Origin of the sequence: Octadecabacter temperatus (assembly GCF_001187845.1) — a bacterium.
GTDB lineage: Bacteria > Pseudomonadota > Alphaproteobacteria > Rhodobacterales > Rhodobacteraceae > Octadecabacter > Octadecabacter temperatus.
Genome location: NZ_CP012160.1, coordinates 225,312 through 251,987, shown reverse-complemented (window position 1 = coordinate 251,987; position 26,676 = coordinate 225,312). Strand labels below are relative to the sequence as shown.

Annotated in this window: 26 protein-coding genes and 1 pseudogene; 7 read left to right on the top strand and 20 right to left on the bottom strand. The window is 53.1% G+C overall.

Annotation, left to right across the window (positions count from 1 at the left end; all coding sequences use genetic code 11):
- Positions 1 to 39: 39 nt before the first annotated feature.
- Positions 40 to 975, bottom strand: coding sequence for an HNH endonuclease (locus OSB_RS01350; RefSeq protein WP_049833290.1), 936 nt, complete (start codon positions 973 to 975; stop codon positions 40 to 42).
- 355 nt (positions 976 to 1,330) lie between these two features.
- A pseudogene (locus OSB_RS16410) lies at positions 1,331 to 1,417 on the bottom strand (50S ribosomal protein L23); the annotation flags it as partial.
- A 79-nt stretch (positions 1,418 to 1,496) separates the two neighbouring features.
- Here OSB_RS16410 and OSB_RS01345 point away from each other — a divergent pair.
- The 4 genes from OSB_RS01345 (at position 1,497) to OSB_RS16565 (ending at position 3,427) form a co-directional block, all read left to right on the top strand.
- Entirely contained in the window at positions 1,497 to 1,970 is a 474-nt protein-coding gene (locus tag OSB_RS01345; RefSeq protein ID WP_049833289.1) for a phosphoribosyl-AMP cyclohydrolase, read from the top strand.
- A 291-nt stretch (positions 1,971 to 2,261) separates the two neighbouring features.
- The gene (locus OSB_RS01340; protein ID WP_049833288.1) at positions 2,262 to 2,462 is read left to right on the top strand and encodes a hypothetical protein; all 201 of its coding nucleotides are present in this window, start codon (positions 2,262 to 2,264) and stop codon (positions 2,460 to 2,462) included.
- A gap of 222 nt (positions 2,463 to 2,684) precedes the next feature.
- A complete protein-coding gene (locus tag OSB_RS16660) occupies positions 2,685 to 2,852 on the top strand; it encodes a hypothetical protein (RefSeq protein WP_158454098.1) in 168 nt (55 codons plus the stop codon).
- A gap of 395 nt (positions 2,853 to 3,247) precedes the next feature.
- Positions 3,248 to 3,427 (top strand): hypothetical protein, encoded by a 180-nt coding sequence (locus OSB_RS16565; RefSeq protein ID WP_143831315.1) that lies wholly within the window; start codon positions 3,248 to 3,250, stop codon positions 3,425 to 3,427.
- Positions 3,428 to 3,681: 254 nt separating this feature from the next.
- Here the strand turns inward: OSB_RS16565 and OSB_RS01335 are convergent, their stop codons facing one another.
- The 11 genes from OSB_RS01335 to OSB_RS01285 all read right to left on the bottom strand — a co-directional run bounded on the left by OSB_RS01335 (position 3,682) and on the right by OSB_RS01285 (position 13,038).
- Positions 3,682 to 3,978 carry a 50S ribosomal protein L23 gene (locus OSB_RS01335; protein WP_049833287.1) on the bottom strand — a complete coding sequence of 99 codons (297 nt, stop codon included), beginning with the start codon at positions 3,976 to 3,978 and terminating at the stop codon, positions 3,682 to 3,684.
- A complete protein-coding gene (gene rplD, locus OSB_RS01330) occupies positions 3,975 to 4,592 on the bottom strand; it encodes a 50S ribosomal protein L4 (RefSeq protein WP_049833286.1) in 618 nt (205 codons plus the stop codon). Before rplD ends, OSB_RS01335 begins: the two co-directional genes overlap by 4 nt.
- A complete protein-coding gene (gene rplC / locus OSB_RS01325) occupies positions 4,582 to 5,403 on the bottom strand; it encodes a 50S ribosomal protein L3 (RefSeq protein WP_049833285.1) in 822 nt (273 codons plus the stop codon). The genes rplD and rplC overlap by 11 nt, the downstream gene beginning before the upstream one ends.
- 12 nt (positions 5,404 to 5,415) lie before the next feature.
- Positions 5,416 to 5,727: a 30S ribosomal protein S10 gene (gene rpsJ / locus OSB_RS01320; protein WP_049833284.1), complete on the bottom strand. Its 312-nt coding sequence runs from the start codon at positions 5,725 to 5,727 to the stop codon at positions 5,416 to 5,418.
- 224 nt (positions 5,728 to 5,951) lie between these two features.
- Positions 5,952 to 6,710, bottom strand: coding sequence for a YHYH protein (locus OSB_RS01315; RefSeq protein ID WP_049833283.1), 759 nt, complete (start codon positions 6,708 to 6,710; stop codon positions 5,952 to 5,954).
- A gap of 99 nt (positions 6,711 to 6,809) precedes the next feature.
- Complete coding sequence (locus OSB_RS01310) at positions 6,810 to 7,520, bottom strand: VIT1/CCC1 transporter family protein (RefSeq protein WP_049833282.1); 711 nt, start codon at positions 7,518 to 7,520, stop codon at positions 6,810 to 6,812.
- 136 nt (positions 7,521 to 7,656) lie between these two features.
- On the bottom strand, positions 7,657 to 8,832 hold the full coding sequence (gene tuf, locus OSB_RS01305; RefSeq protein WP_049833262.1) for an elongation factor Tu: 1,176 nt from the start codon (positions 8,830 to 8,832) through the stop codon (positions 7,657 to 7,659).
- A gap of 57 nt (positions 8,833 to 8,889) precedes the next feature.
- Complete coding sequence (fusA, locus tag OSB_RS01300; protein WP_049833281.1) at positions 8,890 to 11,007, bottom strand: elongation factor G; 2,118 nt, start codon at positions 11,005 to 11,007, stop codon at positions 8,890 to 8,892.
- 15 nt (positions 11,008 to 11,022) lie between these two features.
- Positions 11,023 to 11,493, bottom strand: coding sequence for a 30S ribosomal protein S7 (gene rpsG, locus OSB_RS01295; RefSeq protein ID WP_049833280.1), 471 nt, complete (start codon positions 11,491 to 11,493; stop codon positions 11,023 to 11,025).
- Between the two features lie 12 nt (positions 11,494 to 11,505).
- Entirely contained in the window at positions 11,506 to 11,877 is a 372-nt protein-coding gene (gene rpsL / locus OSB_RS01290; protein ID WP_049833279.1) for a 30S ribosomal protein S12, read from the bottom strand.
- Positions 11,878 to 12,135: 258 nt separating this feature from the next.
- Positions 12,136 to 13,038, bottom strand: coding sequence for a DMT family transporter (locus OSB_RS01285; RefSeq protein ID WP_049833278.1), 903 nt, complete (start codon positions 13,036 to 13,038; stop codon positions 12,136 to 12,138).
- Positions 13,039 to 13,042: 4 nt separating this feature from the next.
- Here OSB_RS01285 and OSB_RS16905 point away from each other — a divergent pair, with 4 nt between their 5' ends.
- From OSB_RS16905 to OSB_RS01275, 3 genes are read left to right on the top strand one after another with little or no spacing between them, the layout of a single operon-like run.
- Positions 13,043 to 13,171 carry a hypothetical protein gene (locus OSB_RS16905; RefSeq protein ID WP_268794157.1) on the top strand — a complete coding sequence of 43 codons (129 nt, stop codon included), beginning with the start codon at positions 13,043 to 13,045 and terminating at the stop codon, positions 13,169 to 13,171.
- A gap of 49 nt (positions 13,172 to 13,220) precedes the next feature.
- Positions 13,221 to 13,769, top strand: a complete 549-nt coding sequence (locus OSB_RS01280; RefSeq protein ID WP_049833277.1) for an ankyrin repeat domain-containing protein — start codon at positions 13,221 to 13,223, stop codon at positions 13,767 to 13,769.
- Positions 13,770 to 13,778: 9 nt separating this feature from the next.
- The gene (locus OSB_RS01275; RefSeq protein WP_049833276.1) at positions 13,779 to 14,216 is read left to right on the top strand and encodes an ankyrin repeat domain-containing protein; all 438 of its coding nucleotides are present in this window, start codon (positions 13,779 to 13,781) and stop codon (positions 14,214 to 14,216) included.
- Positions 14,217 to 14,334: 118 nt separating this feature from the next.
- Here OSB_RS01275 and rpoC read toward each other — a convergent pair whose 3' ends face one another.
- The 7 genes from rpoC to rplK form a co-directional block, all read right to left on the bottom strand.
- Positions 14,335 to 18,588, bottom strand: coding sequence for a DNA-directed RNA polymerase subunit beta' (gene rpoC / locus OSB_RS01270; RefSeq protein ID WP_049833275.1), 4,254 nt, complete (start codon positions 18,586 to 18,588; stop codon positions 14,335 to 14,337).
- Positions 18,589 to 18,644: 56 nt separating this feature from the next.
- The gene (rpoB, locus tag OSB_RS01265; RefSeq protein ID WP_049833274.1) at positions 18,645 to 22,787 is read right to left on the bottom strand and encodes a DNA-directed RNA polymerase subunit beta; all 4,143 of its coding nucleotides are present in this window, start codon (positions 22,785 to 22,787) and stop codon (positions 18,645 to 18,647) included.
- Positions 22,788 to 23,054: 267 nt separating this feature from the next.
- On the bottom strand, positions 23,055 to 23,429 hold the full coding sequence (gene rplL, locus OSB_RS01260) for a 50S ribosomal protein L7/L12 (protein WP_049833273.1): 375 nt from the start codon (positions 23,427 to 23,429) through the stop codon (positions 23,055 to 23,057).
- 68 nt (positions 23,430 to 23,497) lie between these two features.
- Positions 23,498 to 24,010: a 50S ribosomal protein L10 gene (gene rplJ / locus OSB_RS01255; protein WP_049833272.1), complete on the bottom strand. Its 513-nt coding sequence runs from the start codon at positions 24,008 to 24,010 to the stop codon at positions 23,498 to 23,500.
- A 315-nt stretch (positions 24,011 to 24,325) separates the two neighbouring features.
- Positions 24,326 to 25,243: an MYG1 family protein gene (locus tag OSB_RS01250; RefSeq protein ID WP_049833271.1), complete on the bottom strand. Its 918-nt coding sequence runs from the start codon at positions 25,241 to 25,243 to the stop codon at positions 24,326 to 24,328.
- A gap of 188 nt (positions 25,244 to 25,431) precedes the next feature.
- Positions 25,432 to 26,130: a 50S ribosomal protein L1 gene (gene rplA, locus OSB_RS01245; RefSeq protein ID WP_049833270.1), complete on the bottom strand. Its 699-nt coding sequence runs from the start codon at positions 26,128 to 26,130 to the stop codon at positions 25,432 to 25,434.
- A gap of 1 nt (position 26,131) precedes the next feature.
- Positions 26,132 to 26,557: a 50S ribosomal protein L11 gene (gene rplK, locus OSB_RS01240; protein ID WP_049833269.1), complete on the bottom strand. Its 426-nt coding sequence runs from the start codon at positions 26,555 to 26,557 to the stop codon at positions 26,132 to 26,134.
- Positions 26,558 to 26,676: the final 119 nt, after the last annotated feature.

The window sequence follows — 26,676 nt, the reverse complement described above, 5'->3', positions numbered from 1 at the left end:
CAACAGCAACGAACTAGCCCACGTTAGTTAAGAACAATCTCATGAAAAGAAGCGTTTTCTAAATTCATGCACAAGTAACCAAGGCCTAAACCGATGAATGGCTCGGTGACAATTAGGGCAAAGCATTTTCAAGTCCCCGACCTTTGTAGTTCCAGTGTGCTCTGGAGCGCACAGAGGGACGTCATGGTGAGCCTCAATTATGGTGTCCTTAAGTGACGCAACCCCAAATGCTGCATCAGGTCGCCATCCACAAGCTTCGCAGAAAAGCGCTCCTTCGCGATGAATAAATCCTTCCTTTGCTTTTCGGATAAGGGCTCCGTCCCGCTCTCTTACACGATGAACCTTTTCAACCATGCCTCCTTCTGGGAAATCTGAACTTCGTTCTTCGGCGACCGTCGAACTCGAAGATGTCAACGATCTTAATGCTTCATATTGAGTGCGTGTCAATTTGTTGAGCTGATAGCGCTTGTAATTCAAGCCGATAACCTGACTTGGAATTAATATCGGGGTGTCCAAAATCAAAAGATCATTTGGGGCAACCGAGACCCATGCCGCCTCGTTCTCATCCTCTAGTGCGCGAGCGATGTCGTCTATATTAGTCAAGGCGCTGTAAACTCCCGCCAGACTATCTTCTTTTTTCAAATCCAAGATATTTCTTGCGCGCCTTAGCCAAACTTGGCGCTCTAACGTGCTAATTCCAAATTCGACGTTCTCAGCAAACCCTACGAGTACATGGCCAGCCTCCGTTCTATCACCGAGCGCGATACAGAAGCGTTTTGACCGATCCGTTTTACTCGGCCTTTGGCGTAGATAGAGGTGGCAGCGCCCATCTTGCCAAACATCTCTAGAGAAATTCCAGTCTTCATGCCCGAAACCGTTTTCGCCAAGATAATCATGCGATTTCCCTAAGCGGCCAGAGTTCGGCTTTCTCCATTCGTGCGTATTTGGAGCCATGCGGTGATATCTATATTCCATAACTCACGATCCCTCTGTTTCACTCAATTGAAAAGGCCCCGCAGGCTTTCTTCACGTCTTTACGTGTGCCGTGGGCGTTGCAATGTTTAACGGATCCGGTGCAAACTTATGAAAACAACTCGAGCAGCCCATGTCTATTTTTCTACGCGAGCCCATCTTTTACGCTGTCATTGCGACGGTTCTTTATGTCCTTTACTCGGGGGCGAGTGCCGCGCTGATGATTACGCCGCTAGTTGCGGTCATCGCGTATGGGGTCAGTTGGGTTCTGATTAAAGGTCTCAAATAAGCCATACCAAAAAAGGCCCCACAGTTCACACTGCGAGGCCTTCTCAATTCTCAAACGTAACCGCAGTCCTTACAGACCGGTGCTCACGACGATTGTGTTGCCTTCTTCGAGCGTCACATAGGCTTTCTTGACGTCTTTGCGTGTGCCGAGTTGGCCGCTCAACACTTGCGATAAGGCGCGGCGTTGCTTAAGACGCGTAAAGCCTAAAACTCAACTTGGATATCGGGGATACGCCATGCCAATGACGCAAGACGATCTTATCGCAGCACGCACCGCTTGGGGTGATGAACTGCTCGCCATCGCAAAAGCCTTTGAGGACGGGGGCATTGATGCCGCGCGGGCCGTGGCAAACGGTGTTTTAGATGAAGCCTATGGCTATGACCTTGGCCCTGTCTTGTTCAAACCCACGCTCAGCGGTGGGCCGCAGACATTCCGCACCACCAAGGCGGGCGCGTTGTCCTATTTCGTGGCACATGATGACACCTACCCCGACGACACGGGCTTTGCGATACGGCCTTGGCGCGATGTTCAGTATAAGGAAGCGGCCAGTTTCATTGAAGGCGATGTCGGCATGTGGATGGGCTCGGCGTTTTTCACCGACAAGGATGGCAACGTCACGCAAGCGGACAAGACGTTTGGCTACAAGAAAGATGCGGACGGCAATGTGAAGGTCGTGCTGCACCACTCATCCCTGCCCTACGCGGCCTAAGGCACCCCAGAGATCAGAAACGACAAAAGCCCGACAACCAAAGGCTTTCTGAAACAAATGTAAAAGCATTCCTTACAGTCCGGTGGAAACGTCGGCCTATGTTGCCTTCCACAAGCGTAACATAATCTGTCTTCACGACTTTAGATATGCCGATCTGGCCGCGCTCCGACACCTACCCCTTCGGATAGCGTCGCTACACCAACGCCTCGTAAACTACCCGCTGTAGAGCACCACCTCCGCTCCTTCGCCCGTCATAACAGAGGTACATTATGATTTAGACGGGAGAAGAAAATGAAAGGTCAAACACTTTTGATGAAAGCACGCGCTGGCCGCATTGCTGCATTGTCACAACGTATCGAGCAGCCACGCAGAGCCAATGTCCGAGGGTTGTCCACATCGTATCGAGGACCGCGCCTAAGCCAAGACGTCGACGTTGTTGACCGGTTGTTTTCCAATTTGGATTTTACATTCAATGCGGGTCGATCCGCCTAACACTTCCGAAATCTACCACTTCGGTCTGAAACTCAGCGTTCCTCAATGAGGCGCTGAGTTTTCGCGTCTTGGGCACGGACAATCCGGCGCAGCGCAAAAGCACGACCTACCCCATTGTATAGGTGACCCACACCAAAGCGCGGTCGGCTATTCTATTGCCACAGGACTTCGTCGTCTCCGCATGCGAAACATTCATCGAACAGAAGCTCAGGAGGAAAGCACATGAACCATCACTCAGATACTGCGGAGACATCGTCGCAGGCTCTGATGTCGGATTCAAAACCCTGTGCCAATCTGCATGTCGGCTTAACTCACCGATATGTGGCTCCGATCCAGTCGCTCAAGATTTTGCAGCTACATGTGACGGGTGCCTCTGTTCCATTGACCTAGTGCCGCGTGGCGTGACACCTTGCCCCCCAGTTAGGATTACATCACAAGCGCACTCCACTCTCAGTTGGCCCGTCGTAGCAATACGGCGGGCCTCATTCGTTTCAACAGCACACCCATCGCCTGACCCAGAAAAGGCCTTCCGTCTCGCATTGGGTTTCTTGTTGTCATTGCGCGCAACGATCCATGCACGGCGTAACCCACGGATTCGCTGAGCGATTCTCAGGCCTTTTCCCCTTACAGAGAATGTAGGTGGCAATCTCACAACCGAATCCTGTCCTTTGGGACAGTTTCCCCAGCGTCAATTCTCGTGTCTTAGTCAGTTCGCCTCTAACTTGTATGGGAGGCCTCTGATGTAATTAGAGGCAGTAATTGTAAGTAAGCCGAGGGGGCGCGTAATGAAGTTTGGAAACAACACACTGAACACTGAAAGAACCTCGAATGTTAGAGGCTTTATCTCGGCTCTCATCCGGCATCGCAATGCTCGTGTTTCAGTTGAGCCGCATGCCGTCGCTGTCGAGCGGTTGTTTGAGCAGTACGACGAAATGGCGAAAAGTAACGATCGCTCTGCGGCCTAATCCGACCTGACCCAATAAGGTCACCCAAATAGTATTGTGTAGAAGGCCCAGCATTACAGCGTGGGCCTTTTTCGTTTTGCAGTTTAGCTGCCGAGGAGCCACACATTGGGAGGGTGCTTTTGATTGCTACCCAGTCCCGCTGCCTGACGATTTTGCAGATACATCCCTGCAAAAGAAAAAAGGCCCCTCGCTTTGCAGCAAGGGGCCTTTCTAATTCTCAACCGTGTATCTTAACCCTTACGGGCCCGATCTATTTAAAGACCTGTAGATACGTCGATTGTGTTGCCTTCTTCGAGCGTCACATAGGCTTTCTTGACGTCTTTACGCGTACCAAGCTGGCCGCGGAAGCGCTTTACCTTACCTTTAGTGATCGTAGTGTTGACCGCTTTGACCTTTACACCGAAGAGAGCTTCAACAGCTTCTTTGATCATTGGCTTGTTGCTGTCGATTGCCACTTCGAAAACGACGGCGTTGTTTTCAGACGCCATTGTTGCTTTCTCGGTGATGATCGGCTTGCGGATCACGTCGTAGTGTTCTGCTTTGGTGGTCATGCTAAACGAGCCTCCAGTGCTTCGACACCAGCCTTGGTCAACACGAGTGTGTCAGACTTCAGGATGTCATAAACGTTCGCGCCCATAACAGGCAGAGCGTTGATGGATGTGATGTTGCGTGCTGCAACGGCGAAATCTTCGTTCACAGTCGCATCGATGATCAAGCAACGCTTCCAACCCAATGCGCCGACCGTTTTGGCCAATGCAGAAGTCTTTGCGTCTTTCACGTCGATGTTGTCCACGATGACCAACTCACCAGCTGCAACTTTTGCAGACAGTGCGTGGCGAAGACCGAGCTTGCGGAACTTCTTAGTCAACTCGTGGCCGTGGCTACGTGGTGTAGGACCTTTGTAGATACCACCACCGCGGAAGATCGGAGCAGAACGAGCACCGTGACGAGCGCCGCCAGTACCTTTCTGACGATAGATCTTCTTTGTGGAGTACTTAACTTCGGACCTTGTCTTCACCTTGTGTGTGCCAGCCTGCGCGTTGTTGCGCTGCCAACGGACCACACGGTGGAGAATGTCCACGCGCGGCTCAAGACCAAAGATTGCGTCGTTAAGATCGACGGAACCAGCGGCTTTGCCGTCAAGTTTGATTGCTTCAGCTTTCATCGGAGGAACCCCCATCTGCTTCTGCTGCGTCCGCTGCTGCCTGTTCGGCTTCTGCGGCTGCGGCTGCTGCTGCTTCTTCTGCGGCGGCTGCTTCGGCTGCTGCTGCTTCTGCCATCTTCTCGGCTTCGGCTGCGGCGGATGCCAATGCTGCTGGGTAGATCACGTTGTCAGACGCTGGCTTCTTAACCGCATCCTTGATTGTGACCCAGTTGCCTTTGGAGCCAGGTACGGCACCCTTAACCATGATCAAGCCACGATCCGTGTCTGTCTTAACGACAACAAGGTTCTGTGTTGTGATCTTGGCGGCACCCATGTGACCAGCCATTTTCTTGCCTTTGAAAACCTTACCGGGATCCTGACACTGACCAGTGGAACCGTGCGAACGGTGAGAGATCGAAACACCGTGTGTCGCGCGCAAACCACCAAAGTTCCAGCGCTTCATCGCACCAGCGAAACCTTTACCGATAGACGTACCAGATACGTCAACGAATTGGCCTTCGAAGTAATGCGAAGCGATGATCTCTTCCCCAACAGGGATGAGGTTCTCTTCTGCAACGCGGAATTCAGCAACCTTACGCTTAGGTTCTACCTTTGCAGCTGCAAAGTGACCGCGCATGGCAGCAGATGTCCGCTTGGCTTTGGCTGTACCAGCGCCGAGTTGAACAGCTGTGTAGCCATCCTTTTCAGCAGTACGTTGTGCCACAACCTGCAGGCTTTCGAGTTGTAGAACGGTGACAGGAATCTGACGGCCGTCCTCTTGAAAAAGGCGGGTCATGCCAACCTTTTTAGCGATTACACCAGAGCGCAACATATCATCCGCTCCTTATACTTTGATCTCGACGTCAACGCCGGCAGCGAGGTCGAGCTTCATCAGCGCGTCCACAGTCTGTGGTGTTGGGTCGACGATATCCAGCAAACGCTTGTGCGTGCGGATTTCGAATTGATCGCGGGATTTCTTATCGATGTGCGGTCCACGAAGAACTGTGAACTTTTCGATTTTGTTTGGAAGCGGGATTGGACCCCGAACCGATGCACCTGTCCGCTTGGCAGTGTTGACGATTTCCTGTGTGGACGCATCCAGCACACGGTAGTCAAACGCCTTGAGACGGATGCGAATATTCTGGCTAGCTGCCATGTTCATCACCCATACTTTGGGGCTTAGATCGGAGAGGACGACCCACGCTCATCGCAGGCCCTCATCGCGTCTTTATATCCCAACAGAAAAGGGCACGCCGTGGCGCACCCGTGTTGGATTTGGGCCGTATAGGGGGAGTCGGCGTTTGTGGCAAGGGCCGAGTTCGCATCGGAACAGGTTTTATTGCCCTGCCCTACACGTGTGTTGTTACCCGCCCCAAAGCCCTAGTTGCGGGTCATAAACTGTGGATTGACCACACCTTTGAAACAGCGTGGGTAATACGGATAGCTGTCGGTCGCAAAGTAAGTGTAGGTCCCGTTGACCAGTGCACCATTGCATTCATCCAAAGTCCCGCTTCCCGCACTGAATTCGAAGTCTTGCTCAAAGGTGCCGTCATGCGCGCCACCTGGAGGCGTTGAGCGTGTGCCGGTCTTCAACTGCCATGACGATGTCGCGGATGTAGGGCTATATCTGATTTCAAAACCGTCGGGCGCATACCCAATCAGCGAACCACCTTGTGAGGCCAAAAGATCAGAGGAGACCGCGTGATAGTGATACAGGCCGGACCGATCGACATGGGCGTTTTGATCATCCATCCCTAAACGTCGCGGGTTGTGCATGGCCTGTTGACGCCAACCGCTAGACGGGTCCTGACTGAAGCCCTGCCGCCCGTTGGGATCATAATAGCCTGCTGTATAAGGTCTGATCGGTACGCCTGTGGCTGACACCCCCACCGTCATCAATCCTGTGGTAACGGTCATCGCCATTCGCGGCGACGTCGGAAAACAAAATGTCAGATCTTGCTCACGAAAGGCATTCGGGTTTGCACGATTAGGAAACCGCCCCATGTCATGGTTCGGTGCACCATTCGAATGGATGCAGGTCATATCCCCGCTTACTGCGGTGGAGACCTCATTCTCGTGGGCTAGTGCGCTGCTTCCACTGATAGCAAACACCATCGCCGCTGATCTGAGTAAGTTCATACTTGGTCTCCAATGGATCGAGTTCTTATTGATACGCATGAGCGGACCAATTCCGTCGATCTATTCCGAAATCATCTGGACCAACCTTACAGCGCCCGCTCAAACGTGGAATAAATTGCCGACGCCATAGGCTAACCCTGCTGCGGCGCCACCAATCAACATCGTTTCAGCGGCCGAGCGCCACCACGGAATAAGGGACCAGTGGCTTTTGAGGGCGCCGATGCCGAAGAACGTCGCCATCGTCATCCAAGCGGAAAGACAAAAGGCATTTTCAAGACCAAATAGAAACGGAAGGACGGGGATCATGCCCGCCGCGAGGAAGGCTAAGAACGTGGTGAGTGCGGCGCGCAATGGTCGCGGATCAATTCCGCCTAACCCGTATTCGCCCTCCATCATGAGCGCGATCCAGTTTTCCCGATCCTGCGTTACTGCGTCTGTCGCTTTATCAAGAACCTCACCATCTAGCCCTTTGCGCGACAAGATTTCACGTACTTCAAGCCATTCACCCTTAGGGTAGTCGCTGATGTGACGTTCTTCGATCGTACGGATACGTTTGTAATTGTCCTGTTCCGCCTTGATCCCTGAATAGTTCGCCGCCGCCATGGAAAAACCGTCAGCTAGGACGTTGGCCAACCCCAAAACGACAACAACAAAAGGGGAAAGCCCGGCCCCTGCGACGCCCGCAACAATCGCGAACGTCGTGACGGTTCCATCAATCGCGCCATAGATCGCGTCACGCAGCACGCCGCGGCCTTGCGGTGCACTAATGCGTTTCGAAATTTCCTGTGGTGTATGGGAATGGTCTGCCATGATGTCCGCCTTTCAGTGCCAGTAAAGCGTATCACCAAAAGAATGCATTGAGATGGATCAAGCAGATGTTCCAACGCAAAAGGCCGCCCCATTTGGAGCGGCCTTTCGTTAGTCGTTTCGATTAATCCGAAGTGGATTAGGCGATGATCTTGGATACAACACCAGCGCCAACAGTGCGGCCGCCTTCGCGGATCGCAAAGCGCAGGCCGTCTTCCATCGCGATTGGTGCGATCAGCTCAACTTCGAACTTCAGGTTGTCGCCTGGCATAACCATTTCAGTGCCGGATGGCAGCTGAACTGTGCCCGTAACGTCTGTTGTACGGAAGTAGAACTGTGGACGGTAGTTCGCGAAGAATGGTGTGTGACGACCGCCTTCTTCTTTCGTGAGGATGTAGGCCTCAGCTTCGAACTTCGTGTGTGGCTGAACAGAACCTGGCTTACACAGGATCTGGCCGCGCTCAACGCCGTCACGGTCAACGCCGCGAAGCAATGCGCCGATGTTGTCGCCAGCTTCGCCGGAATCCAGCAGCTTGCGGAACATTTCAACACCAGTACATGTTGTCTTTGTTGTGTCGCGGATACCGACGATTTCGATTTCGTCGCCAACGTTGATCACGCCACGCTCAATACGGCCAGTTACAACTGTACCACGACCAGAGATCGAGAACACGTCCTCAACTGGCATCAGGAACGGCTGGTCAACAGCACGTGCAGGTGTTGGGATGTACTCGTCAACAGCCGCCATCAGCGCGCGGATGGAGTTTTCACCGATTTCAGCATCGCGGTCTTCCATAGCTGCCAGAGCGGAGCCAGGGATTACTGGGATGTCGTCGCCAGGGTACTCATAAGAGGACAACAGCTCACGGATTTCCATTTCAACCAGTTCGAGCAACTCTTCGTCGTCAACCTGGTCAACTTTGTTCATGTAAACAACCATGTACGGGATACCAACCTGACGGCCGAGCAGGATGTGCTCACGTGTCTGTGGCATTGGGCCGTCTGCTGCGTTCACAACCAAGATCGCGCCGTCCATCTGAGCAGCACCAGTGATCATGTTTTTCACGTAGTCGGCGTGGCCTGGGCAGTCAACGTGCGCGTAGTGACGTGCTTCAGTCTCGTACTCAACGTGCGCTGTGGAGATCGTGATGCCACGTGCTTTTTCTTCTGGCGCGCCATCAATCTGGTCGTACGCTTGGAAATCACCGAAGTACTTCGTGATCGCCGCTGTCAGTGTCGTCTTGCCGTGGTCAACGTGGCCAATTGTGCCGATGTTAACGTGCGGTTTATTACGTTCAAACTTTTCCTTAGCCATGATGGCCTCCTTAATAAGAGCGGGTGGGCTGACGCCCACCCTAAGATTTGTGATGATTTAGGCGAATTTCGCCTGAATTTCTTCAGAGATGTTGCTTGGTACCGGATCGTAGTGGTCAAACTGCATCGAGAACTGCGCGCGGCCCGAAGACATGGAACGCAATGTGTTGATGTAGCCGAACATGTTCGCCAGTGGCACCATTGCTTCGATTGCAATGGCGTGGCCACGTGTATCTTGACCCTGAACCTGACCCCGACGGGATGTCAGGTCACCGATGATACCACCTGTGTATTCGTCAGGCGTGATCACTTCGACCTTCATGATAGGCTCGAGCAATTTCGCCCCAGCTTTACGCATACCTTCACGCATACACATACGTGCAGCGATTTCGAATGCCATGATGGATGAGTCAACGTCGTGGAACTTACCGTCAAGCAGAACCACTTTGAAATCGATCACAGGGAAGCCAGCCAAAGGACCGTTGTCCATAACGGACAGGATGCCTTTTTCCACGCCTGGGATGTATTCCTTAGGAACGGAACCACCGACAATCTTGGATTCGAAAGAGTAGCCTTCGCCAGCGACAGTTGGGATGATTGCCATCTTCACTTCGCCGTACTGACCGGAACCACCAGACTGTTTCTTGTGCGTGTAAGTGTGCTCAACTTCGTGACCAATGGTCTCGCGGTAAGCAACTTGTGGAGCACCGATGTTCGCTTCGACTTTGAATTCACGCTTCATGCGGTCAACAAGGATGTCGAGGTGAAGTTCGCCCATACCCTTCATGATGGTCTGACCTGATTCCAGATCAGTTTCCACGCGGAAGGATGGATCCTCGGCGGAGAGACGCTGGAGCGCGATGCCCATCTTCTCTTGGTCGCCTTTTGTCTTCGGCTCAATCGCGATCTCGATCACAGGATCAGGGAACGTCATTGTTTCGAGGACGACAGGTTCCTGTGGGGAACACAGCGTGTCACCAGTTGTAGTGCCCTTAAGGCCACCCAACGCGATGATGTCACCAGCGAATGCTTCTTCGATCTCTTCGCGATCGTTGGAGTGCATCATCATCATCCGGCCAACACGTTCTTTGTTGCCCTTGGTCGAGTTCATCAGGTTGTCACCCTTTGACAGCGTACCAGAGTAGATACGTGTGAATGTCAGTGTACCAACAAACGGGTCGTTCATGATTTTGAACGCAAGACCAGAGAACGCCATTGAATCGTCAGCACGACGCGCGATGTCACGAACTTCGTCTTCGTCGCCAGGCTTAAAGCCCATGTAGTCAACCACGTCGAGCGGGCTCGGCAGGTAGTCTACAACAGCGTTGAGCAGTGGCTGAACGCCTTTGTTCTTGAACGCAGAGCCGCCAAGGACAGGAACGAAAGACAAGGACAAACATGCCTTACGGATCAGAACGCGCAAAGCAGCTACGTCTGGCTCAGTGCCTTCGAGGTAGGCTTCCATAGCATCGTCGTCCTGCTCAACAGCAGCTTCAACGAGCTTTTCACGCCATTCAGCAGCCAGATCAGCAAGTTCAGCGCGAATTGGCGCTTTGATCCATGATGCACCAAGGTCTTCACCCTGCCACAGCCATTCTTCCATCGTCACGAGGTCAACAAGACCTTCGAGCTCTGTTTCCGCACCAATCGGGAACGCAACTGGCAGCGCGCGCGCACCAGTACGGTCTTCGATCTGACGAACACAGTTGAAGAAGTCAGCGCCGATTTTGTCCATCTTATTGACGAAAACCATACGCGGAACTTTGTAGCGGTCAGCCTGACGCCAAACAGTTTCAGTCTGTGGTTCAACACCAGCGTTGGCGTCGAGAACACAAACCGCGCCATCGAGAACAGCCAAGGAACGCTCAACTTCGATTGTGAAGTCAACGTGGCCTGGTGTGTCGATGATGTTCATGCGGTGCTTAGGAGAGTCGGCTTCTGTGCCGTTCTCAGTGCGCTCCCAGAATGTCGTCGTCGCAGCGGAAGTAATTGTAATACCCCGTTCCTGCTCTTGCTCCATCCAGTCCATAGTCGCAGCGCCATCATGCACTTCGCCAATGTTGTGGGATTTACCCGTGTAGTACAGGATGCGCTCGGAACATGTGGTTTTGCCCGCATCAATGTGAGCAATAATACCAAAGTTCCGGTACAGTTCGAGGGGATAATCGCGTGCCATATTCGGTGCTTCCTCTTACCAGCGGTAGTGGCTGAATGCTTTGTTAGCATCGGCCATCTTGTGTGTGTCTTCGCGTTTCTTAACGGCAGTGCCGCGGCCTTGAACCGCATCCACGAGCTCGCCTGCAAGACGCTCTTCCATTGTCTTTTCGTTGCGGTTTTTCGCAGCAGCGATCAACCAACGAATAGCCAATGCCTCACGGCGCTCAGGGCGAACTTCGACGGGTACCTGGTAGGTAGCACCACCGACGCGACGCGAACGTACTTCGAGGTTTGGTTTGATGTTTTCAAGTGACTCATGGAAGACCTCAAGTGGGGCCTTCTTGAGCTTATCTTCAACGCGATCGAATGCGTTGTAAACGATACGCTCAGCGACGGACTTTTTACCGTCGATCATGAGGTTGTTCATGAACTTGGAGAGAACCTTATCACCGAACTTTGCATCGGGAAGGATCTGGCGCTTTTCAGCGGCGTGACGACGTGACATATGCTGTTTCCCTTACTTCGGCTTCTTGGCGCCGTATTTCGAACGACGCTGCTTACGGTCTTTAACGCCTTGCGTATCAAGAACACCGCGCAGAACGTGGTAGCGAACACCTGGAAGATCTTTTACTCGGCCGCCACGGATCAGAACCACAGAGTGCTCCTGAAGGTTGTGGCTTTCACCGCCGATGTACGAAATAACTTCGAACCCGTTTGTAAGGCGCACTTTGGCAACCTTACGCATCGCGGAGTTCGGCTTTTTCGGTGTCGTTGTATAAACCCGAGTGCAAACGCCGCGCTTTTGCGGGTTGCCTTCTAGGTGGAGTGATTTTGACACTCGACGTTTTGGCTGCCGGGGTTTCCGGATCAACTGCTGAATAGTTGGCATTAGGTTTTGTCCTACTTCCTACACATGTGTAGCGAACCGTGTGGCCCGCCGATTTAAATTCTCAAGCGCCTCTTGCGTCCAAAAAGCGCAAAAAACCCGCTGTCGTAGCCTTACCGGAGCTACGGAGCGGTTGGGTTACAGAGGATCGGACCAATAGTAGGTCGGATCTTGACCACGACGATTATGATACCGAGCAGCAGACATAGCTGTGCCAAGTCCGCGCTCTATAGGATGACTCGTTTTAGCTGTCAACAGCGCCTAGCGGACACGCAAGCCGATGGAGGGTTTGCCGGCTGTTGCGCGTTCCCGATAAATCGTGAAAAGTCCCGTCGTGACGACGATACCAGCCCCAACCATTGTCCAGAAATCCGGCCATTCGTTAAAGAACACCAGTCCAAGGAACAGCGCCACAATAAGGGACGTATAACGGAACGGTGCGACGAACCCGATCTCTCCTAAACGCATCCCCGCAACGGCAGAAATATACCCCACCATTAGGCAAACGGCGGCCCCAAGCAAAAGCAGGCTTTCATGTAGGTTAGGCAGAACCCAAACCTCTTGTTCAATGACGGACCCAACACCGGCCATCAATGTCACACCAATCGCAGCGGACAGCGCGACGCGGCTAGAGGGCACCGCCTTGGACAGTTTGCGAGCAGCCAAATCGCGGAACGTCACTGCGATGACTGCGGCGACCCCGTAAAGTGCATAGATGCTAAACCCGCCCGCTTCGGGGCGAATGATAATCGCAACACCGACAAACCCGATCAAGATCGCAACGATCCGTCGCCATCCAACAGGTTCGCCCAAGAATACAGCGGCCGCCAACGTCACGGTCAGCGGCAGGGCCTGAAGAATCGCCGACAAGTTGGCGATAGGAATGCTGAACAATGCCGTTAGGAAGAATACCGTGCCAACAGCCTCGGCCAATGTGCGCAGGGCGGTAAGCAGTCTGTCTTTGCGGTCAGGCTTGAACCGCAAATGCCCCCAAATCGCCGCCAAAATGAACAACCCGATTGTGATCAGCGCACCACGCATGAAGATTTGCTGAAAGAACGGCAGGTTCGGCGAGGCAAGCTTCATCAAAGCATCATTCACCGTGAACGCAGCCATCGAAGCCATAATAAGAAGCGCCGCGCGCATGTTGTCGGAAAGGGTCATGGGGATGGTGTGGCATGGCACAGCTTACGGTGCGAGTGCATTTGCGACAACTTGGGTCGGTGAAAGACGTCAGCCGATTTCGGTGCCATCGGACGCTTTGCGGGACAAAGCTGCTGTTCACAATGTTGTCTAATTCTTCACATATGAGGGGTTCAAGATGACGAGTGGGTTTAGGATCAAAGATGAAACTCAAAGCTAAGGTGATCGGGGTAGTTCTCGTCGTAGGCTTAGCCTTGGCCGCGACCTACTTCCGATCAACGGACGAGGGAGTCACACCGCTGATGATTGCGTCCCATGAGGGTAACAGTCTTAGTGTAGAACGCCTTATATCCGCAGGTGAGGATTTGGATGAGATAAGTGCCTATGGGTGGACAGCCTTGATGTTCGCTTCGATGCAAGGCAACGAAGACGTTGTACATCTGCTTGTTGACGCTGGCGCTGATCTCGACATCATATCTAGAGAAGTTCCACAAATGGGCTTCCTAGAGAGATGGGGTGGCTACTCAGAGACAACTGCCCTCTATGAAGCGATAATTAACGAGAACTTATCTATCGCTGAATATCTGCTTGATCAGAACGTCTTTGTATCACAGGAGGCATTTACTGTCGCTGGCTCTCGTGGGACGCCCGCATTATTGGAACTAATGGTCAACAAAGGCGCTCAAATAGACCCAGTTTCGACAAGTTTAATTAGTCGAACAGCTTTGACGGAAGCAGCCCGAAGTGGGTAAATAGAGAACATGATTTGGTTGCTAGATAATGGTGCCGATCCCAACCTCCCCCTTCATTATACCTCTAACCTGATGACGGCTACATCGGCGTTACATCCGCAGGCAGTCGCGTTGTTAATAGAGGCTGGCGCGGACGTTGATGCGGAGATCGGAGGTATGCAAGATACGGCACTTCGAACCGCAATCTATAAATCTCAGACCGGCCAACAAGATCAACGTGTTCAGATTGTAGCGATTCTACTCGAAAATGGGGCCAATCCTAACCAGCTTCCTGACGACGAACGGGCACGAACGTTGATCGAGCAAGTGAAACTCGATATCGAAGTAGGAATAGACGGAAGTCTTAACCAAGAACTCCATGCAGACGTTCGAGATAGCTATCGTCGTTCTGTCGCAGCCAATCGCGTAATTTTAGATCTCCTTCAGCCATATGGAGGCATCGAATAGCGTTCAACTTGCACACAAAGCTGGGCGTAGCTTTGGGCTCAAAGCCGACCTTAACCCCAAAATCAAAAAAGGCCCCGCTGTTTCCAGCGAGGCCTTTTCCAATTTCTAGACGTCGATTTTACTCGTCGCGGCTTTCGGTGTTGCCTTCGATGATCGTATCGAATGCGTCACCACCAACAACGTCGTCTGCCATTGCTTCAGGTGCGGCGAGCGCAGCTGCGGCTTCAGCTTCTTCACGACGCGCCTGAATGACAACGTTGTCACGCTCAGTTGCGATACGTGTGACGCGCTGTGTGGCACCACCTGTACCCGCTGGGATCAAGCGACCAACGATGACGTTCTCTTTGAGGCCGACCAGTTTGTCCCGCTTGCCCTGTACGGAGGCTTCCGTAAGAACGCGCGTTGTTTCCTGGAAGGACGCCGCAGAGATGAAGGAACGTGTCTGCAAGGACGCCTTGGTGATACCAAGCAAGATCGGCTCACCCTGTGCTGGACGACCACCGCGGGCAACTGCCTTAGCGTTGGCTTCGTCAAACTCAGCCTTGTCGACGTTTTCACCCTTAAGCAGTGTTGTTTCACCGCTGTCGGAAACTTCCCACTTCTGGAGCATCTGACGAACGATAACCTCGATGTGCTTATCGTTAATCTTAACACCCTGCAGGCGGTAAACGTCCTGAACTTCGTCGATCATGTAATCCGCAAGCGCTTCAACACCCATGATGGCGAGAATGTCATGTGGGGCTGGGTTGCCGTCCATGATGTAATCGCCCTTTTGCACGAAGTCGCCTTCTTGCACTGGGATGTGCTTGCCCTTTGGAACCATGTATTCAACCTTGGTATCCGGATCATCCGCGTTCTCGATCGCGATGCGACGCTTGTTCTTGTAGTCTTTTCCGAAGCGAACATAGCCGTCGTTTTCTGCGATGATTGCGTGGTCTTTAGGGCGACGTGCCTCAAAGAGCTCAGCAACACGTGGCAGACCACCTGTAATATCCTTGGTCTTGGCGCCTTCACGCGGGATACGCGCAACGACGTCACCAGCTGCGATCTGCTGACCATCTTCGATGGACAGAACCGCATCAACGGACATTGGGTAGGTCACTGGGTTACCAGCATCGTTACGAACAGGCTCGCCATCTGCACCAATGATAAGGATTTCTGGCTTCAGCTCGTTGCCCTTAGGCGCGGAACGCCAGTCGGTAACGATCTTCTGGGTCATGCCTGTCGCGTCATCGGTGTCTTCGCGGATTGCGATACCGTTGACGAGGTCAACAAACTTAACTGTACCAGCCTTTTCAGCGATGATCGGCAATGTGTACGGATCCCATTCGAACATTTTGTCGCCACGGGCAATCTTTGCACCGTCTTTGACAAACACTTTGGAACCGTAGCCAACCTTGTGGTTCGCACGCTCTTCACCGTTTTCGTCCATGATCGCGAGGACCATGTTGCGGCCCATGACAACCTGCTCACCGAACTCGTTCTCGAGGATTTGCGCGTTACGCAACTCGACAACACCGTCGACGGAGGATTCAAGGAAGGACTGTTGGCCACCCTGCGCAACACCACCAATGTGGAACGTACGCATTGTCAACTGTGTACCAGGTTCACCGATGGACTGCGCCGCGATGATACCAACAGCTTCGCCGATGTTTACACGTGTACCGCGCGACAGGTCACGACCGTAACACATTGCGCAAACGCCATCTTCGGCTTCACAGGTCAGCGGGCTGCGGATGCGCATCTTAGCAACACCAGCTACTTCGATCATGTCGGCTGTGCGTTCGTCGATCAGCTCACCCGCTTTAACGAGAACCTCGTCCGTACCTGGCTTAAGAACGTCATCAGCAGAGACACGACCAAGAACGCGCTCGGACAATGAGGAAATAACCTCACCATCGTTGACCGCGGCTTCAGCAGTGATTGCCATTTCCGTTCCACAATCCACTTCGCGTACGATGCAATCTTGTGCAACGTCCACCAAACGACGTGTCAGGTAACCAGAGTTCGCAGTCTTCAACGCCGTATCCGACAGACCCTTACGAGCACCGTGGGTAGAGTTGAAGTATTCGAGAACCGTCAGGCCTTCTTTAAAGTTCGAGATGATCGGTGTTTCGATGATCTCGCCGTTCGGCTTGGCCATCAGACCGCGCATACCACCCAGCTGTTTCATCTGCGTAACAGAACCACGCGCACCAGAGTGAGCCATCATGTAAACAGAGTTAGGTTCGTTCTCAGAACCGTCATCCGCACGACCAGTGGTCGAGATGGTTGTCATCATCGCTTCGGTGACTTTGTCGTTCGACTTTGACCAAGCATCGACAACTTTGTTGTACTTTTCGCCCTGAGTGATCAGGCCGTCCATGTACTGCTGTTCGAAGTCTTTAACCTGATCGCGTGTGTCGTTGACCAGTTCCCACTTGGTGTCAGGGATAACCATGTCGTCCTTACCGAACGAGATGCCAGCCTTGAACGCTTCGCGGAAGCCCATGGTCATGATCTGGTCACAGAAGATGACGGACTCTTTCTGACCACAGTAACGGTAGACCGTATCAATGATCTGCTGAACTTCTTTCTTACGCAAAAGACGGTTCACGAGTTCAAACGGTGCTTTGTTGTTCAATGGCAAAAGTGAACCTAGGCGAACACGACCTGGGGTCGTTTCAAAGCGCTGCATGACTTCATTCCCTTCCGCATCGATCTGCGGAATACGGGCTTGAATGTTAGCGTGTAGGTGAACTTCACCTGATGCCAAAGCGTGTTCAACTTCTTCGATGTCGGAGAAGACCATGCCTTCACCCTTCATGCCTTCACGCGCGATTGTCGTGTAGTACAGACCCAAAATCATATCCTGTGAAGGAACGATAATCGGCGCGCCGTTGGCAGGCGACAGAACGTTGTTCGTGGACATCATCAGAACGCGTGCTTCAAGCTGTGCCTCAAGGGACAGCGGCACGTGAACAGCCATTTGGTCACCGTCGAAGTCAGCGTTAAACGCAGAACATACGAGCGGGTGCAGCTGGATAGCCTTACCTTCGATCAGAACCGGTTCGAACGCCTGAATACCAAGACGGTGCAACGTAGGCGCACGGTTCAGCATGACAGGGTGCTCACGGATCACTTCGTCCAAGATGTCCCAAACTTCAGGACGCTCTTTTTCAACGAGCTTCTTGGCTTGCTTCACTGTGGAAGACAGACCCTTCGCTTCGAGGCGGGAGTAGATGAACGGTTTGAACAGTTCGAGCGCCATCTTTTTGGGCAAACCACACTGGTGCAACTTCAGTTCCGGACCGGTCACAATGACCGAACGACCAGAGAAGTCGACGCGCTTACCCAAAAGGTTTTGACGGAAGCGACCTTGCTTACCCTTCAGCATGTCAGACAGTGATTTCAACGGACGCTTGTTGGCGCCAGTGATCACGCGACCACGACGGCCGTTGTCGAACAACGCATCCACAGATTCCTGCAACATACGCTTTTCGTTGCGTACGATGATGTCAGGTGCGCGCAGTTCGATCAGACGCTTAAGACGGTTGTTTCGGTTGATCACACGACGGTACAGATCGTTGAGGTCAGACGTTGCGAAACGACCACCATCCAGCGGCACCAGTGGGCGCAGTTCTGGCGGGATCACAGGCACAACAGTCAGGATCATCCATTCAGGACGGTTACCGGACTCGATGAAGCTTTCAACGATCTTCAAACGCTTGATGATCTTCTTTGGCTTCAATTCGCCAGTCGCAACCTTAAGCTCTTCGCGCAGCTGGTCAGCTTCGCCTTCGAGGTCGATTGCAGCCAGCATTTCGCGGATCGCTTCAGCACCGATGTTCGCTGTGAACGCGTCCATGCCGTAGGCGTCTTGTGCGTCGAGGAATTCTTCCTCGGTCATCAGGGCACCGTATGCGAGGTCTGTAAGACCCGGTTCGATCACAACGTAGTTTTCGAAGTACAAGATGCGCTCAAGGTCACGCAAAGTCATGTCCAGCATCAGGCCGATGCGGGATGGCAGGGACTTCAGGAACCAGATGTGCGCAACAGGCGCAGCCAGCTCGATGTGGCCCATACGCTCACGGCGTACCTTTTGCAGCGTAACTTCAACACCACATTTTTCGCAGACAACGCCGCGATACTTCATGCGCTTATATTTGCCGCAGAGACATTCGTAGTCTTTGATTGGGCCAAAGATACGTGCGCAGAAAAGGCCATCACGCTCAGGCTTGAACGTACGGTAGTTGATGGTTTCCGGCTTTTTGATCTCACCAAAGGACCACGAAAGGATCCGTTCTGGAGAGGCCAAAGAGACCTTGATTTCGTCGAACGTTTTCGCCGGTGTGAGCGGGTTAAACGGGTTGTTTGTCAGTTCCTGGTTCATCTTCAATTCCTTGAATAGGGTGCGTTAAGAGGGTGGTGAGGAATAGGGCCGAGGCCCTATTCGTCGTCCTCCGCGGCATCCAGGAGTTCCATGTTGAGGCCGAGGCCCCGTACTTCTTTCACGAGAACGTTGAACGATTCTGGCACGCCAGCTTCGAAGTTGTCTTCGCCTTTAACGATGCTTTCGTAGACCTTGGTGCGGCCAGCAACGTCATCAGACTTAACAGTCAACATTTCCTGCAATGTGTAAGCGGCGCCGTAAGCTTCGAGAGCCCAGACTTCCATCTCACCAAAGCGCTGACCACCGAACTGTGCCTTACCACCCAGCGGTTGCTGCGTGACGAGGGAGTACGGACCCGTGGAACGGGCGTGGATCTTGTCATCGACAAGGTGGTGCAGCTTAAGCAGGTACTTCACGCCAACAGTAACCTTACGGCTAAACTGTTCGCCTGTGCGACCGTCAAACAAGACAGACTGACCAGACGTGTCGAACCCAGCGCGTGTCAGCGCATCGTTCACGTCAGCTTCTTTCGCGCCGTCAAAAACAGGCGTCGCGATTGGAACACCACGTGTGACGTTACCAGCAGCTTCGATCAGCTCATCGTCCGTCATGTCAGCCACGCCTTCGGAATAAACATCCTCGCCGTAAGCAATCTTCATGGCTTCTTTCACTGGTGAGAGATCACCGTTGCGACGGTATTCACCGAGCGCTTCGTCAATCTCAATGCCGAGACCGCGTGCGGCCCAACCCATGTGAGTTTCCAGAATCTGACCAACGTTCATACGTGATGGAACGCCGAGTGGGTTCAGACAGAAGTCGACTGGTGTACCGTCCTGCAAGAACGGCATGTCTTCCATTGGTACAACCTTGGAAATAACACCTTTGTTGCCGTGACGACCCGCCATCTTATCGCCAGGCTGAAGCTTACGCTTCACCGCAACGAAGACTTTAACCATCTTCATCACGCCTGGTGGCAGATCATCGCCGCGACGTACTTTTTCGACCTTGTCTTCAAAACGTGCATCGAGAAGCTTTTTCTGTGCTTCGTACTGCTCGTTAAGGGCTTCAACGATCTGTGCGTCACCCTCTTCTTTAAGGGCGATCTGCCACCAGTGGCTGCGTGGCAGTTCTTCAAGCATAGCGTCGTCAATTGTCGCGCCTGTCTTGATGCCCTTTGGCCCTTTAGCAACAGTCTTGCCGCCCATCATTGTGCGCAGACGCGCGTAGATGTTGCGATCAAGGATCGTCATCTCATCGTCGCGGTCACGTGCAAGACGTTCGACTTCTTCACGCTCGATCTGAAGCGCACGTTCGTCTTTTTCAACGCCGTGGCGGTTGAACACACGAACTTCAACGACCGTACCAAAATCACCCGGCTTAACGCGCAAGGATGTGTCACGAACGTCAGACGCTTTTTCACCAAAGATGGCGCGCAGAAGCTTTTCTTCCGGCGTCATCGGGCTTTCGCCTTTTGGTGTGATCTTACCAACAAGAATATCACCCGGTTCAACTTCTGCACCGATGTAAACGATACCCGCTTCGTCGAGGTTGCGTAGGGCTTCCTCACCGACGTTTGGAATATCGCGTGTGATTTCTTCTGGGCCGAGCTTCGTATCACGAGCAGCGACTTCGAATTCTTCGATGTGGATTGAAGTAAATACGTCGTCACGTACGATGCGTTCGGAGATCAGAATGGAGTCTTCGTAGTTGTAGCCGTTCCAAGGCATAAACGCGACGACCACGTTTTTACCAAGTGCGAGTTCACCGATGTCCGTGGATGGACCGTCAGCAATAACTTCGCCTTTAAGAACAGTATCACCAACTTTAACCAACGGACGCTGGTTGATGCAGGTGTTTTGGTTGGAACGCTGGAACTTGCGCATGCGGTAGATGTCAACGCCAGGGTCACCAACCGTAAGGTCGGACGTCGCGCGAACAACGATACGTGTCGCATCGACTTGGTCGATGATACCGCCACGTTTCGCCATGATCGCAGCGCCGGAATCCCGAGCAACGACTTCTTCGATACCAGTACCAACCAGCGGAGCCTCAGCCTGAAGCAATGGAACCGCCTGACGCATCATGTTCGAACCCATCAGGGCCCGGTTCGCATCGTCATTTTCAAGGAACGGGATCAAAGACGCAGCTACGGAGACCAGCTGCTTTGGCGACACGTCGATCAAATCGACAGTGCTGTTTTGCGCCAAAGTGTATTCGCCGTTCTGACGTGTCGACACGAGGTCGTTCACGAAAGACATGTCTTCGTTCAGGTTCGCGTTGGCCTGCGCAACAGTGTGGCGCATTTCCTCAGTCGCGGACATGTAGTGCACTTCGTCCGTAACTTTGCCGTCTGTGACAACGCGGTACGGTGTCTCGATGAAGCCATACTTGTTCACACGCGCGAAGGTTGCCAGTGAGTTGATCAGACCAATGTTTGGGCCTTCCGGTGTCTCAATTGGACACATGCGGCCGTAGTGTGTTGGGTGAACGTCACGTACTTCAAAACCAGCACGTTCGCGTGTCAGACCACCTGGCCCAAGCGCGGAAAGGCGACGCTTGTGCGTAACTTCCGAAAGCGGGTTGGTTTGGTCCATAAACTGCGACAGCTGCGAGGAACCGAAGAATTCACGTACCGCAGCAGCGGCTGGCTTCGCGTTGATAAGGTCTTGCGGCATAACCGTGTCGATCTCAACGGAAGACATACGTTCCTTGATGGCGCGCTCCATGCGGAGCAGACCAACGCGGTACTGGTTTTCCATAAGTTCGCCAACGGAACGCACACGACGGTTACCAAGGTGGTCAATATCGTCGATGTCGCCTTTGCCGTCGCGCAGTTCAACCAGCGCTTTGATGCAGGATACGATGTCTTCCTTGCGCAATGTGCGCATGGTGTCTTCGGCATCCAGTGCAAGACGCATGTTCATCTTTACGCGACCAACAGCAGAGAGGTCGTAACGTTCAGAGTCAAAGAACAGGCTGTCGAACAATGTGGACGCGGCATCAACGGTCGGTGGCTCACCCGGGCGCATAACGCGGTAGATGTCCATGAGCGCTGTTTCGCGACCCATGTTCTTGTCTGCCGCCATGGTGTTGCGCATGTACGGGCCAACATTGATGTTATCGATGTCGAGAACCGGAATGGTCTTCACACCAGCGTCGATGAGTTCTTTCAGCGTACCGCCGATCAGCTCGTCTGCTTTGTCGTACTCAAGCGTCAACTCATCACCGGCTTCGACGTAAATCGCACCAGTTTCTTCGTTGATGATGTCGTTCGCTGCGAATTTGCCAACGATCTGCTCGTATGGGACGAGCAATTCGGTGACCTCACCGGCGTCGATCAGTGCCTTAACAGCGCGCGGAGTGACCTTCTTGCCAGCTTCGGCAATCACTTCGCCAGTCTTGGCGTCTACCAGATCGAACAGTGGGCGAGTGCCGCGCACGCGCTCTGGGAAGAACTTGGTTTTCCAAGCCTTCGCTTTTTTGTCGAATGTGTAATCAACGTGGTCGTAGTACGCATTCATGATCGTTTCTTGATCAAGGCCCAGCGCATAGAGCAGTGTTGTTACAGGAAGCTTGCGACGACGGTCGATGCGGCAGAACACAAGGTCTTTCGCGTCGAATTCGAAGTCCAACCAGCTACCGCGGTATGGGATGATGCGGCAAGCGAACAACAATTTGCCCGAGCTGTGCGACTTACCTTTGTCGTGGTCAAAGAACACACCAGGCGAGCGGTGCATCTGGGAGACGATCACCCGCTCGGTGCCGTTCACAACGAACGTACCGTTTGGTGTCATCAAAGGCATATCGCCCATGAATACGTCTTGTTCTTTGATGTCCTTAACGGACTTCGCGCCTGTATCTTCATCGATATCAAACACGATAAGACGGAGCGTAACCTTAAGCGGAGCGGCATATGTCATGTCGCGCTGCTGGCACTCTTCAACGTCGTACTTTGGCTTCTCAAGCTCGTATTTTACGAACTCCAGAACCGATGTTTCATTGAAATCTTTAATCGGGAAAACCGATTGAAAGACGCCCTTGATGCCTTCACCGTCAAGCGGTGTGTCGCTGTCGCCGGAGCGCAGGAACAGGTCATAGGAGGACTTCTGAACCTCGATGAGGTTCGGCATGTCGAGAACTTCGCGAATTTTACCGTAGTATTTGCGCAAGCGTTTCTGGCCGAGGAATGTTTGAGCCATGTGCGTTGTCACCTTTCAAATCTCTATGAACACAACACCGTTGGGCGACGGCGGAGTGCCCCATGAGAACAGATTGAATTCGGCCAATTCTTGGCACCCATCCCACTGGGCACCTCCCGACCATTGAACCAATCTAAATAAAGGCTTTTTGAACAAAGCCCTTATTAAGACGGGTATGGCTGGACCCGCATTTTCAGCGGATCCAGCCAGATTTGGTTAACAGCAGGTTAGGCACTTAAGCGCCCCGCCCCGCTATTCAAGACAGGCTTAGGCTACTTCGACTTCTGCGCCAGCTGCTTCCAGCTTGGCTTTCACGTCTTCTGCTTCTGCTTTGTCTACGCCTTCTTTGATCTTGCCACCGGCTTCGACCAGGTCCTTAGCTTCCTTCAGGCCAAGACCTGTGATGCCGCGAACTTCTTTGATGACGTTGATTTTAGATGCGCCAGCATTCTTGAGAACGACGTCAAATTCAGTCTTCTCTTCTGCAGCCGCGCCGCCAGCGTCGCCGCCGCCAGCCATCATAACAGCGCCACCGGCAGCTGGTTCGATGCCATACTCGTCTTTGAGGATGGTTTTCAGTTCTTGTGCTTCGAGAAGGGTAAGACCTACGATCTCTTCAGCAAGTTTTTTCAGATCAGCCATTTGCTTTTCCATTTCTAAGTTTGTGTTCCAACGACAGGGGCATTCCCTACGTCAGCCATTCAAGTTGCTTATGCAGCTTTCTCTTCGATCGTTGAGAGAACGCTAGCGATGTTAGAAGCAGGCGCGCCAATTGCGCCGGCGATGTTGGAGGCAGGTGCACCGATGCAGCCAACGATAGAGCTGATAAGCTCTTCGCGGGATGGCATTTCGGACACTGCTTTAACACCAGCGACGTCAAGTTCCGTCTCACCCATAGCACCACCAAGGATAACGAGCTTTTCGTTATCTTTAGCGAAACCCTGAGCAACCTTGGCAGCAGCCACAGGATCCTCAGAATAGGTCAGAACGGTCATGCCTGTCAGGTGATCAGCGATGCTTGCGCAAGGCTTACCTTCAAGGGCAATTTTGGCGAGCTTGTTCTTGGCAACGCGTACAGATGCGTCAACTTCACGTGCACGGGCACGCAGGTCTTGCATCTCAGCAACTGTCAGGCCTTCGTAGTGGGCAACCACAACGACGCCAGAGCTTTCAAAGATTTGGCCGAGATCTTCGACCAATTGTTCTTTTTGTGCTCTATCCACAGTTTCACTCCAATTTTGGGAATTTCTTCCCGGCTCAGTGTACCGGATTGCTCCGGCGGTTGGGTCCAGTCTACGGGACGCCCGAACCGCCAAAAGCCGAAGCCCAAGGAAATTTGGTCTACCCGTCTCAGGCAGGAATTAAAGGGATCGGATGATCTCAACCCACCGTCTAGGACGAAACAAAACAGCGCACGACGAATCGCACGCTGGTTTGCAAGAGTTCATGTAGAGGGGTTAGGTCGTTTTGTGAAGAGGGAGAGTTTAACGAAACGACAATTTAGCCAGTGAGAACAGAGAAACTGCAGCCATCGGCGATTATTGAACCTCTTGCACCGCAATCTGTGCCATTTCCATAATCGCATCGCGTGAATTAGCAACCGCAATGAAGCGCGCGTTGTGGCAGAATTTTGCGCCCTTAACGCCGCTGGCCGCTTCCAGCGCCTCGTCGGTCAGACCGGCCCATGCCGCGGGCAAATCTGCGCGCTGATCGAACGTATCGCCAGACAGCTTGATGCCCCCCAACGTCCAGTCTGCGCCACGTGGGATTACAACAAACAAGATATGATCGGCCTCTGCATCATCGAGCGCGGATCGAAAGGGCATGCCCATAGGGAGTTCAAGAATAGGTGACGTTCCGGCCTCGGCAATCGATTGATCCACGATCTGACGTGACCGGAACTTCGCCGCGAGATTGCGGATTTGCGCTTCGACAAAGCTGCGCGCGATGGGCAAGGCGGACATGAAGGCGTCATCATCAGCGGTTGGCGATGGATCATCAAAAACTGGCTTTAGGCTGCCCAGAAGCGACGGCAAGGTCAGAACGGAAAGCGGCCCGGCAACAGATGGCTCCATCGCGCCGTTGTCCAGCAGGTCGATTGGCAAAACAAACTTGGTATCAAACTTTAGATGGATCGCCTCGATATCGTCTGCAGGCACATCCAGCGCCGTCAGGTAATCCCGCCCGTAGTGCGCCCATATCAAACCAAAAGAGCTAAATGGCTGGCCATCGCTACGTTCCGGCCCGGGACGTTGGTGGTGGTCAAAAATCTGCGCCTCACCATCATATGCCCCACCAACATCGTAGATGATCTTGTCAGCCGCAGGCGCGATCATCTTCTTGTCACGGGTGCGGACAAGTTCCGCATCCGGAAACAGATGCGTCAGCACAACGGAGGACAGCAGCTCATCTGCGTGAAAGCCACCGGAATGGGTGACAAGGTGGGTGATCGTCATAGGGGCTCTCCGAAGAATGAAGCTTGGCCGCACAGGGGCGGGTTTAGACAGCCATGTGTCAAAGGTATCGCGACAGTTCAAGACCTAGCAGTCAGGTGAGACGATGACGTGAATACGGTAAAACGAAAAAGGCGCCCCTTTTGGGACGCCTTCCTCAATTCTTTTGGTCGTAAGCCGCTTTCGCGTGCTTAGTTACCAGTCGCGTTGTCGACGTTCAGTGTAACGCTTGGGCCCATTGTAGAAGTCAAAGAGATCTTCTTCATGTATGTGCCCTTGGAGCCAGCAGGCTTAGCCTTCTGAACTGCGCCAACGAATGCCAGAACGTTCTCTTCCAGCTTTGCAGCTGTGAAGGACGCTTTACCAAGACCAGCGTGAACCACACCAGCTTTTTCGACTTTGAACTGAACTTCGCCGCCTTTAGCAGCTTCAACAGCGGCTTTGACGTCCATCGTAACCGTACCGATTTTCGGGTTCGGCATCAGGTTGCGTGGGCCAAGGACCTTACCAAGACGACCAACGATAGGCATCATGTCAGGTGTCGCGATGCAACGATCGAATTCGATCTTGCCGGACTGAACTGTTTCCATCAGGTCTTCTGCGCCAACAATGTCTGCACCAGCCGCTTTGGCTTCGTCAGCTTTGTCGCCACGTGCGAAGACTGCGACGCGCATTGTTTTGCCTGTGCCGTTTGGCAGGGCAATCGTACCGCGGACCATCTGGTCAGCGTGACGTGGGTCAACACCCAGAACAACAGCGATTTCGATTGTCTCGTCGAACTTCGCCTTAGCGTTGTCCTTAACGAGAGCCACGGCCTCAGCCACTGTGACGTCAGATTTGCCAGCGAATGCTTCGCGAGCGGCGGTTGTGCGTTTTCCGAGCTTTGCCATCTTACTTCACCTCAATGCCCATAGAACGGGCAGAACCCATGATGATCTTCATAGCACCTTCGATGTCGTTTGCGTTGAGGTCCTTCATTTTGGCCTCTGCAATCTCACGAACCTGCTTGGATGTCACAGTACCAACAACTTCACGAGAAGGTGTCTTAGCGCCGGACTTAACCTTGGCAGCCTTCTTAAGGAAATAGGACGCTGGTGGCGTCTTGATGTCCATAGAGAAGGATTTGTCTTGGTAGTACGTAATCACAGTCGGGCAAGGCGCACCTGGCTCGAGGTCAGCTGTCTTAGCGTTGAACGCCTTACAGAATTCCATGATGTTGATACCACGTTGGCCCAATGCAGGACCAACAGGTGGGGATGGGTTGGCTTGGCCAGCTGCAACTTGCAGCTTCATAGTGCCAGCGACTTTTTTAGCCATTTGGCTTCTCCTTTTGTCCGGTCACAGGACGCGTTCCTGTCACCTATGTGGATGTGGTCTGGTCTAACGCACGCGTGCGCCTCGCCTCCCACATGGAATGCCGGATGTCCGACAAGTGG

Excerpts from the sequence above, each read along its gene's own strand:
- OSB_RS01350 (WP_049833290.1), bottom strand. The coding sequence starts at position 975 with ATGGAATATAGATATCACCGCATGGCTCCAAATACGCACGAATGGAGA.
- OSB_RS01345 (WP_049833289.1), top strand. The coding sequence starts at position 1,497 with ATGCCAATGACGCAAGACGATCTTATCGCAGCACGCACCGCTTGGGGT.
- OSB_RS01340 (WP_049833288.1), top strand. The coding sequence starts at position 2,262 with ATGAAAGGTCAAACACTTTTGATGAAAGCACGCGCTGGCCGCATTGCT.
- OSB_RS16660 (WP_158454098.1), top strand. The coding sequence starts at position 2,685 with ATGAACCATCACTCAGATACTGCGGAGACATCGTCGCAGGCTCTGATG.
- OSB_RS16565 (WP_143831315.1), top strand. The coding sequence starts at position 3,248 with ATGAAGTTTGGAAACAACACACTGAACACTGAAAGAACCTCGAATGTT.
- OSB_RS01335 (WP_049833287.1), bottom strand. The coding sequence starts at position 3,978 with ATGACCACCAAAGCAGAACACTACGACGTGATCCGCAAGCCGATCATC.
- rplD (WP_049833286.1), bottom strand. The coding sequence starts at position 4,592 with ATGAAAGCTGAAGCAATCAAACTTGACGGCAAAGCCGCTGGTTCCGTC.
- rplC (WP_049833285.1), bottom strand. The coding sequence starts at position 5,403 with ATGTTGCGCTCTGGTGTAATCGCTAAAAAGGTTGGCATGACCCGCCTT.
- rpsJ (WP_049833284.1), bottom strand. The coding sequence starts at position 5,727 with ATGGCAGCTAGCCAGAATATTCGCATCCGTCTCAAGGCGTTTGACTAC.
- OSB_RS01315 (WP_049833283.1), bottom strand. The coding sequence starts at position 6,710 with ATGAACTTACTCAGATCAGCGGCGATGGTGTTTGCTATCAGTGGAAGC.
- OSB_RS01310 (WP_049833282.1), bottom strand. The coding sequence starts at position 7,520 with ATGGCAGACCATTCCCATACACCACAGGAAATTTCGAAACGCATTAGT.
- tuf (WP_049833262.1), bottom strand. The coding sequence starts at position 8,832 with ATGGCTAAGGAAAAGTTTGAACGTAATAAACCGCACGTTAACATCGGC.
- fusA (WP_049833281.1), bottom strand. The coding sequence starts at position 11,007 with ATGGCACGCGATTATCCCCTCGAACTGTACCGGAACTTTGGTATTATT.
- rpsG (WP_049833280.1), bottom strand. The coding sequence starts at position 11,493 with ATGTCACGTCGTCACGCCGCTGAAAAGCGCCAGATCCTTCCCGATGCA.
- rpsL (WP_049833279.1), bottom strand. The coding sequence starts at position 11,877 with ATGCCAACTATTCAGCAGTTGATCCGGAAACCCCGGCAGCCAAAACGT.
- OSB_RS01285 (WP_049833278.1), bottom strand. The coding sequence starts at position 13,038 with ATGACCCTTTCCGACAACATGCGCGCGGCGCTTCTTATTATGGCTTCG.
- OSB_RS16905 (WP_268794157.1), top strand. The coding sequence starts at position 13,043 with ATGGTGTGGCATGGCACAGCTTACGGTGCGAGTGCATTTGCGACAACT.
- OSB_RS01280 (WP_049833277.1), top strand. The coding sequence starts at position 13,221 with ATGAAACTCAAAGCTAAGGTGATCGGGGTAGTTCTCGTCGTAGGCTTA.
- OSB_RS01275 (WP_049833276.1), top strand. The coding sequence starts at position 13,779 with ATGATTTGGTTGCTAGATAATGGTGCCGATCCCAACCTCCCCCTTCAT.
- rpoC (WP_049833275.1), bottom strand. The coding sequence starts at position 18,588 with ATGAACCAGGAACTGACAAACAACCCGTTTAACCCGCTCACACCGGCG.
- rpoB (WP_049833274.1), bottom strand. The coding sequence starts at position 22,787 with ATGGCTCAAACATTCCTCGGCCAGAAACGCTTGCGCAAATACTACGGT.
- rplL (WP_049833273.1), bottom strand. The coding sequence starts at position 23,429 with ATGGCTGATCTGAAAAAACTTGCTGAAGAGATCGTAGGTCTTACCCTT.
- OSB_RS01250 (WP_049833271.1), bottom strand. The coding sequence starts at position 25,243 with ATGACGATCACCCACCTTGTCACCCATTCCGGTGGCTTTCACGCAGAT.
- rplA (WP_049833270.1), bottom strand. The coding sequence starts at position 26,130 with ATGGCAAAGCTCGGAAAACGCACAACCGCCGCTCGCGAAGCATTCGCT.
- rplK (WP_049833269.1), bottom strand. The coding sequence starts at position 26,557 with ATGGCTAAAAAAGTCGCTGGCACTATGAAGCTGCAAGTTGCAGCTGGC.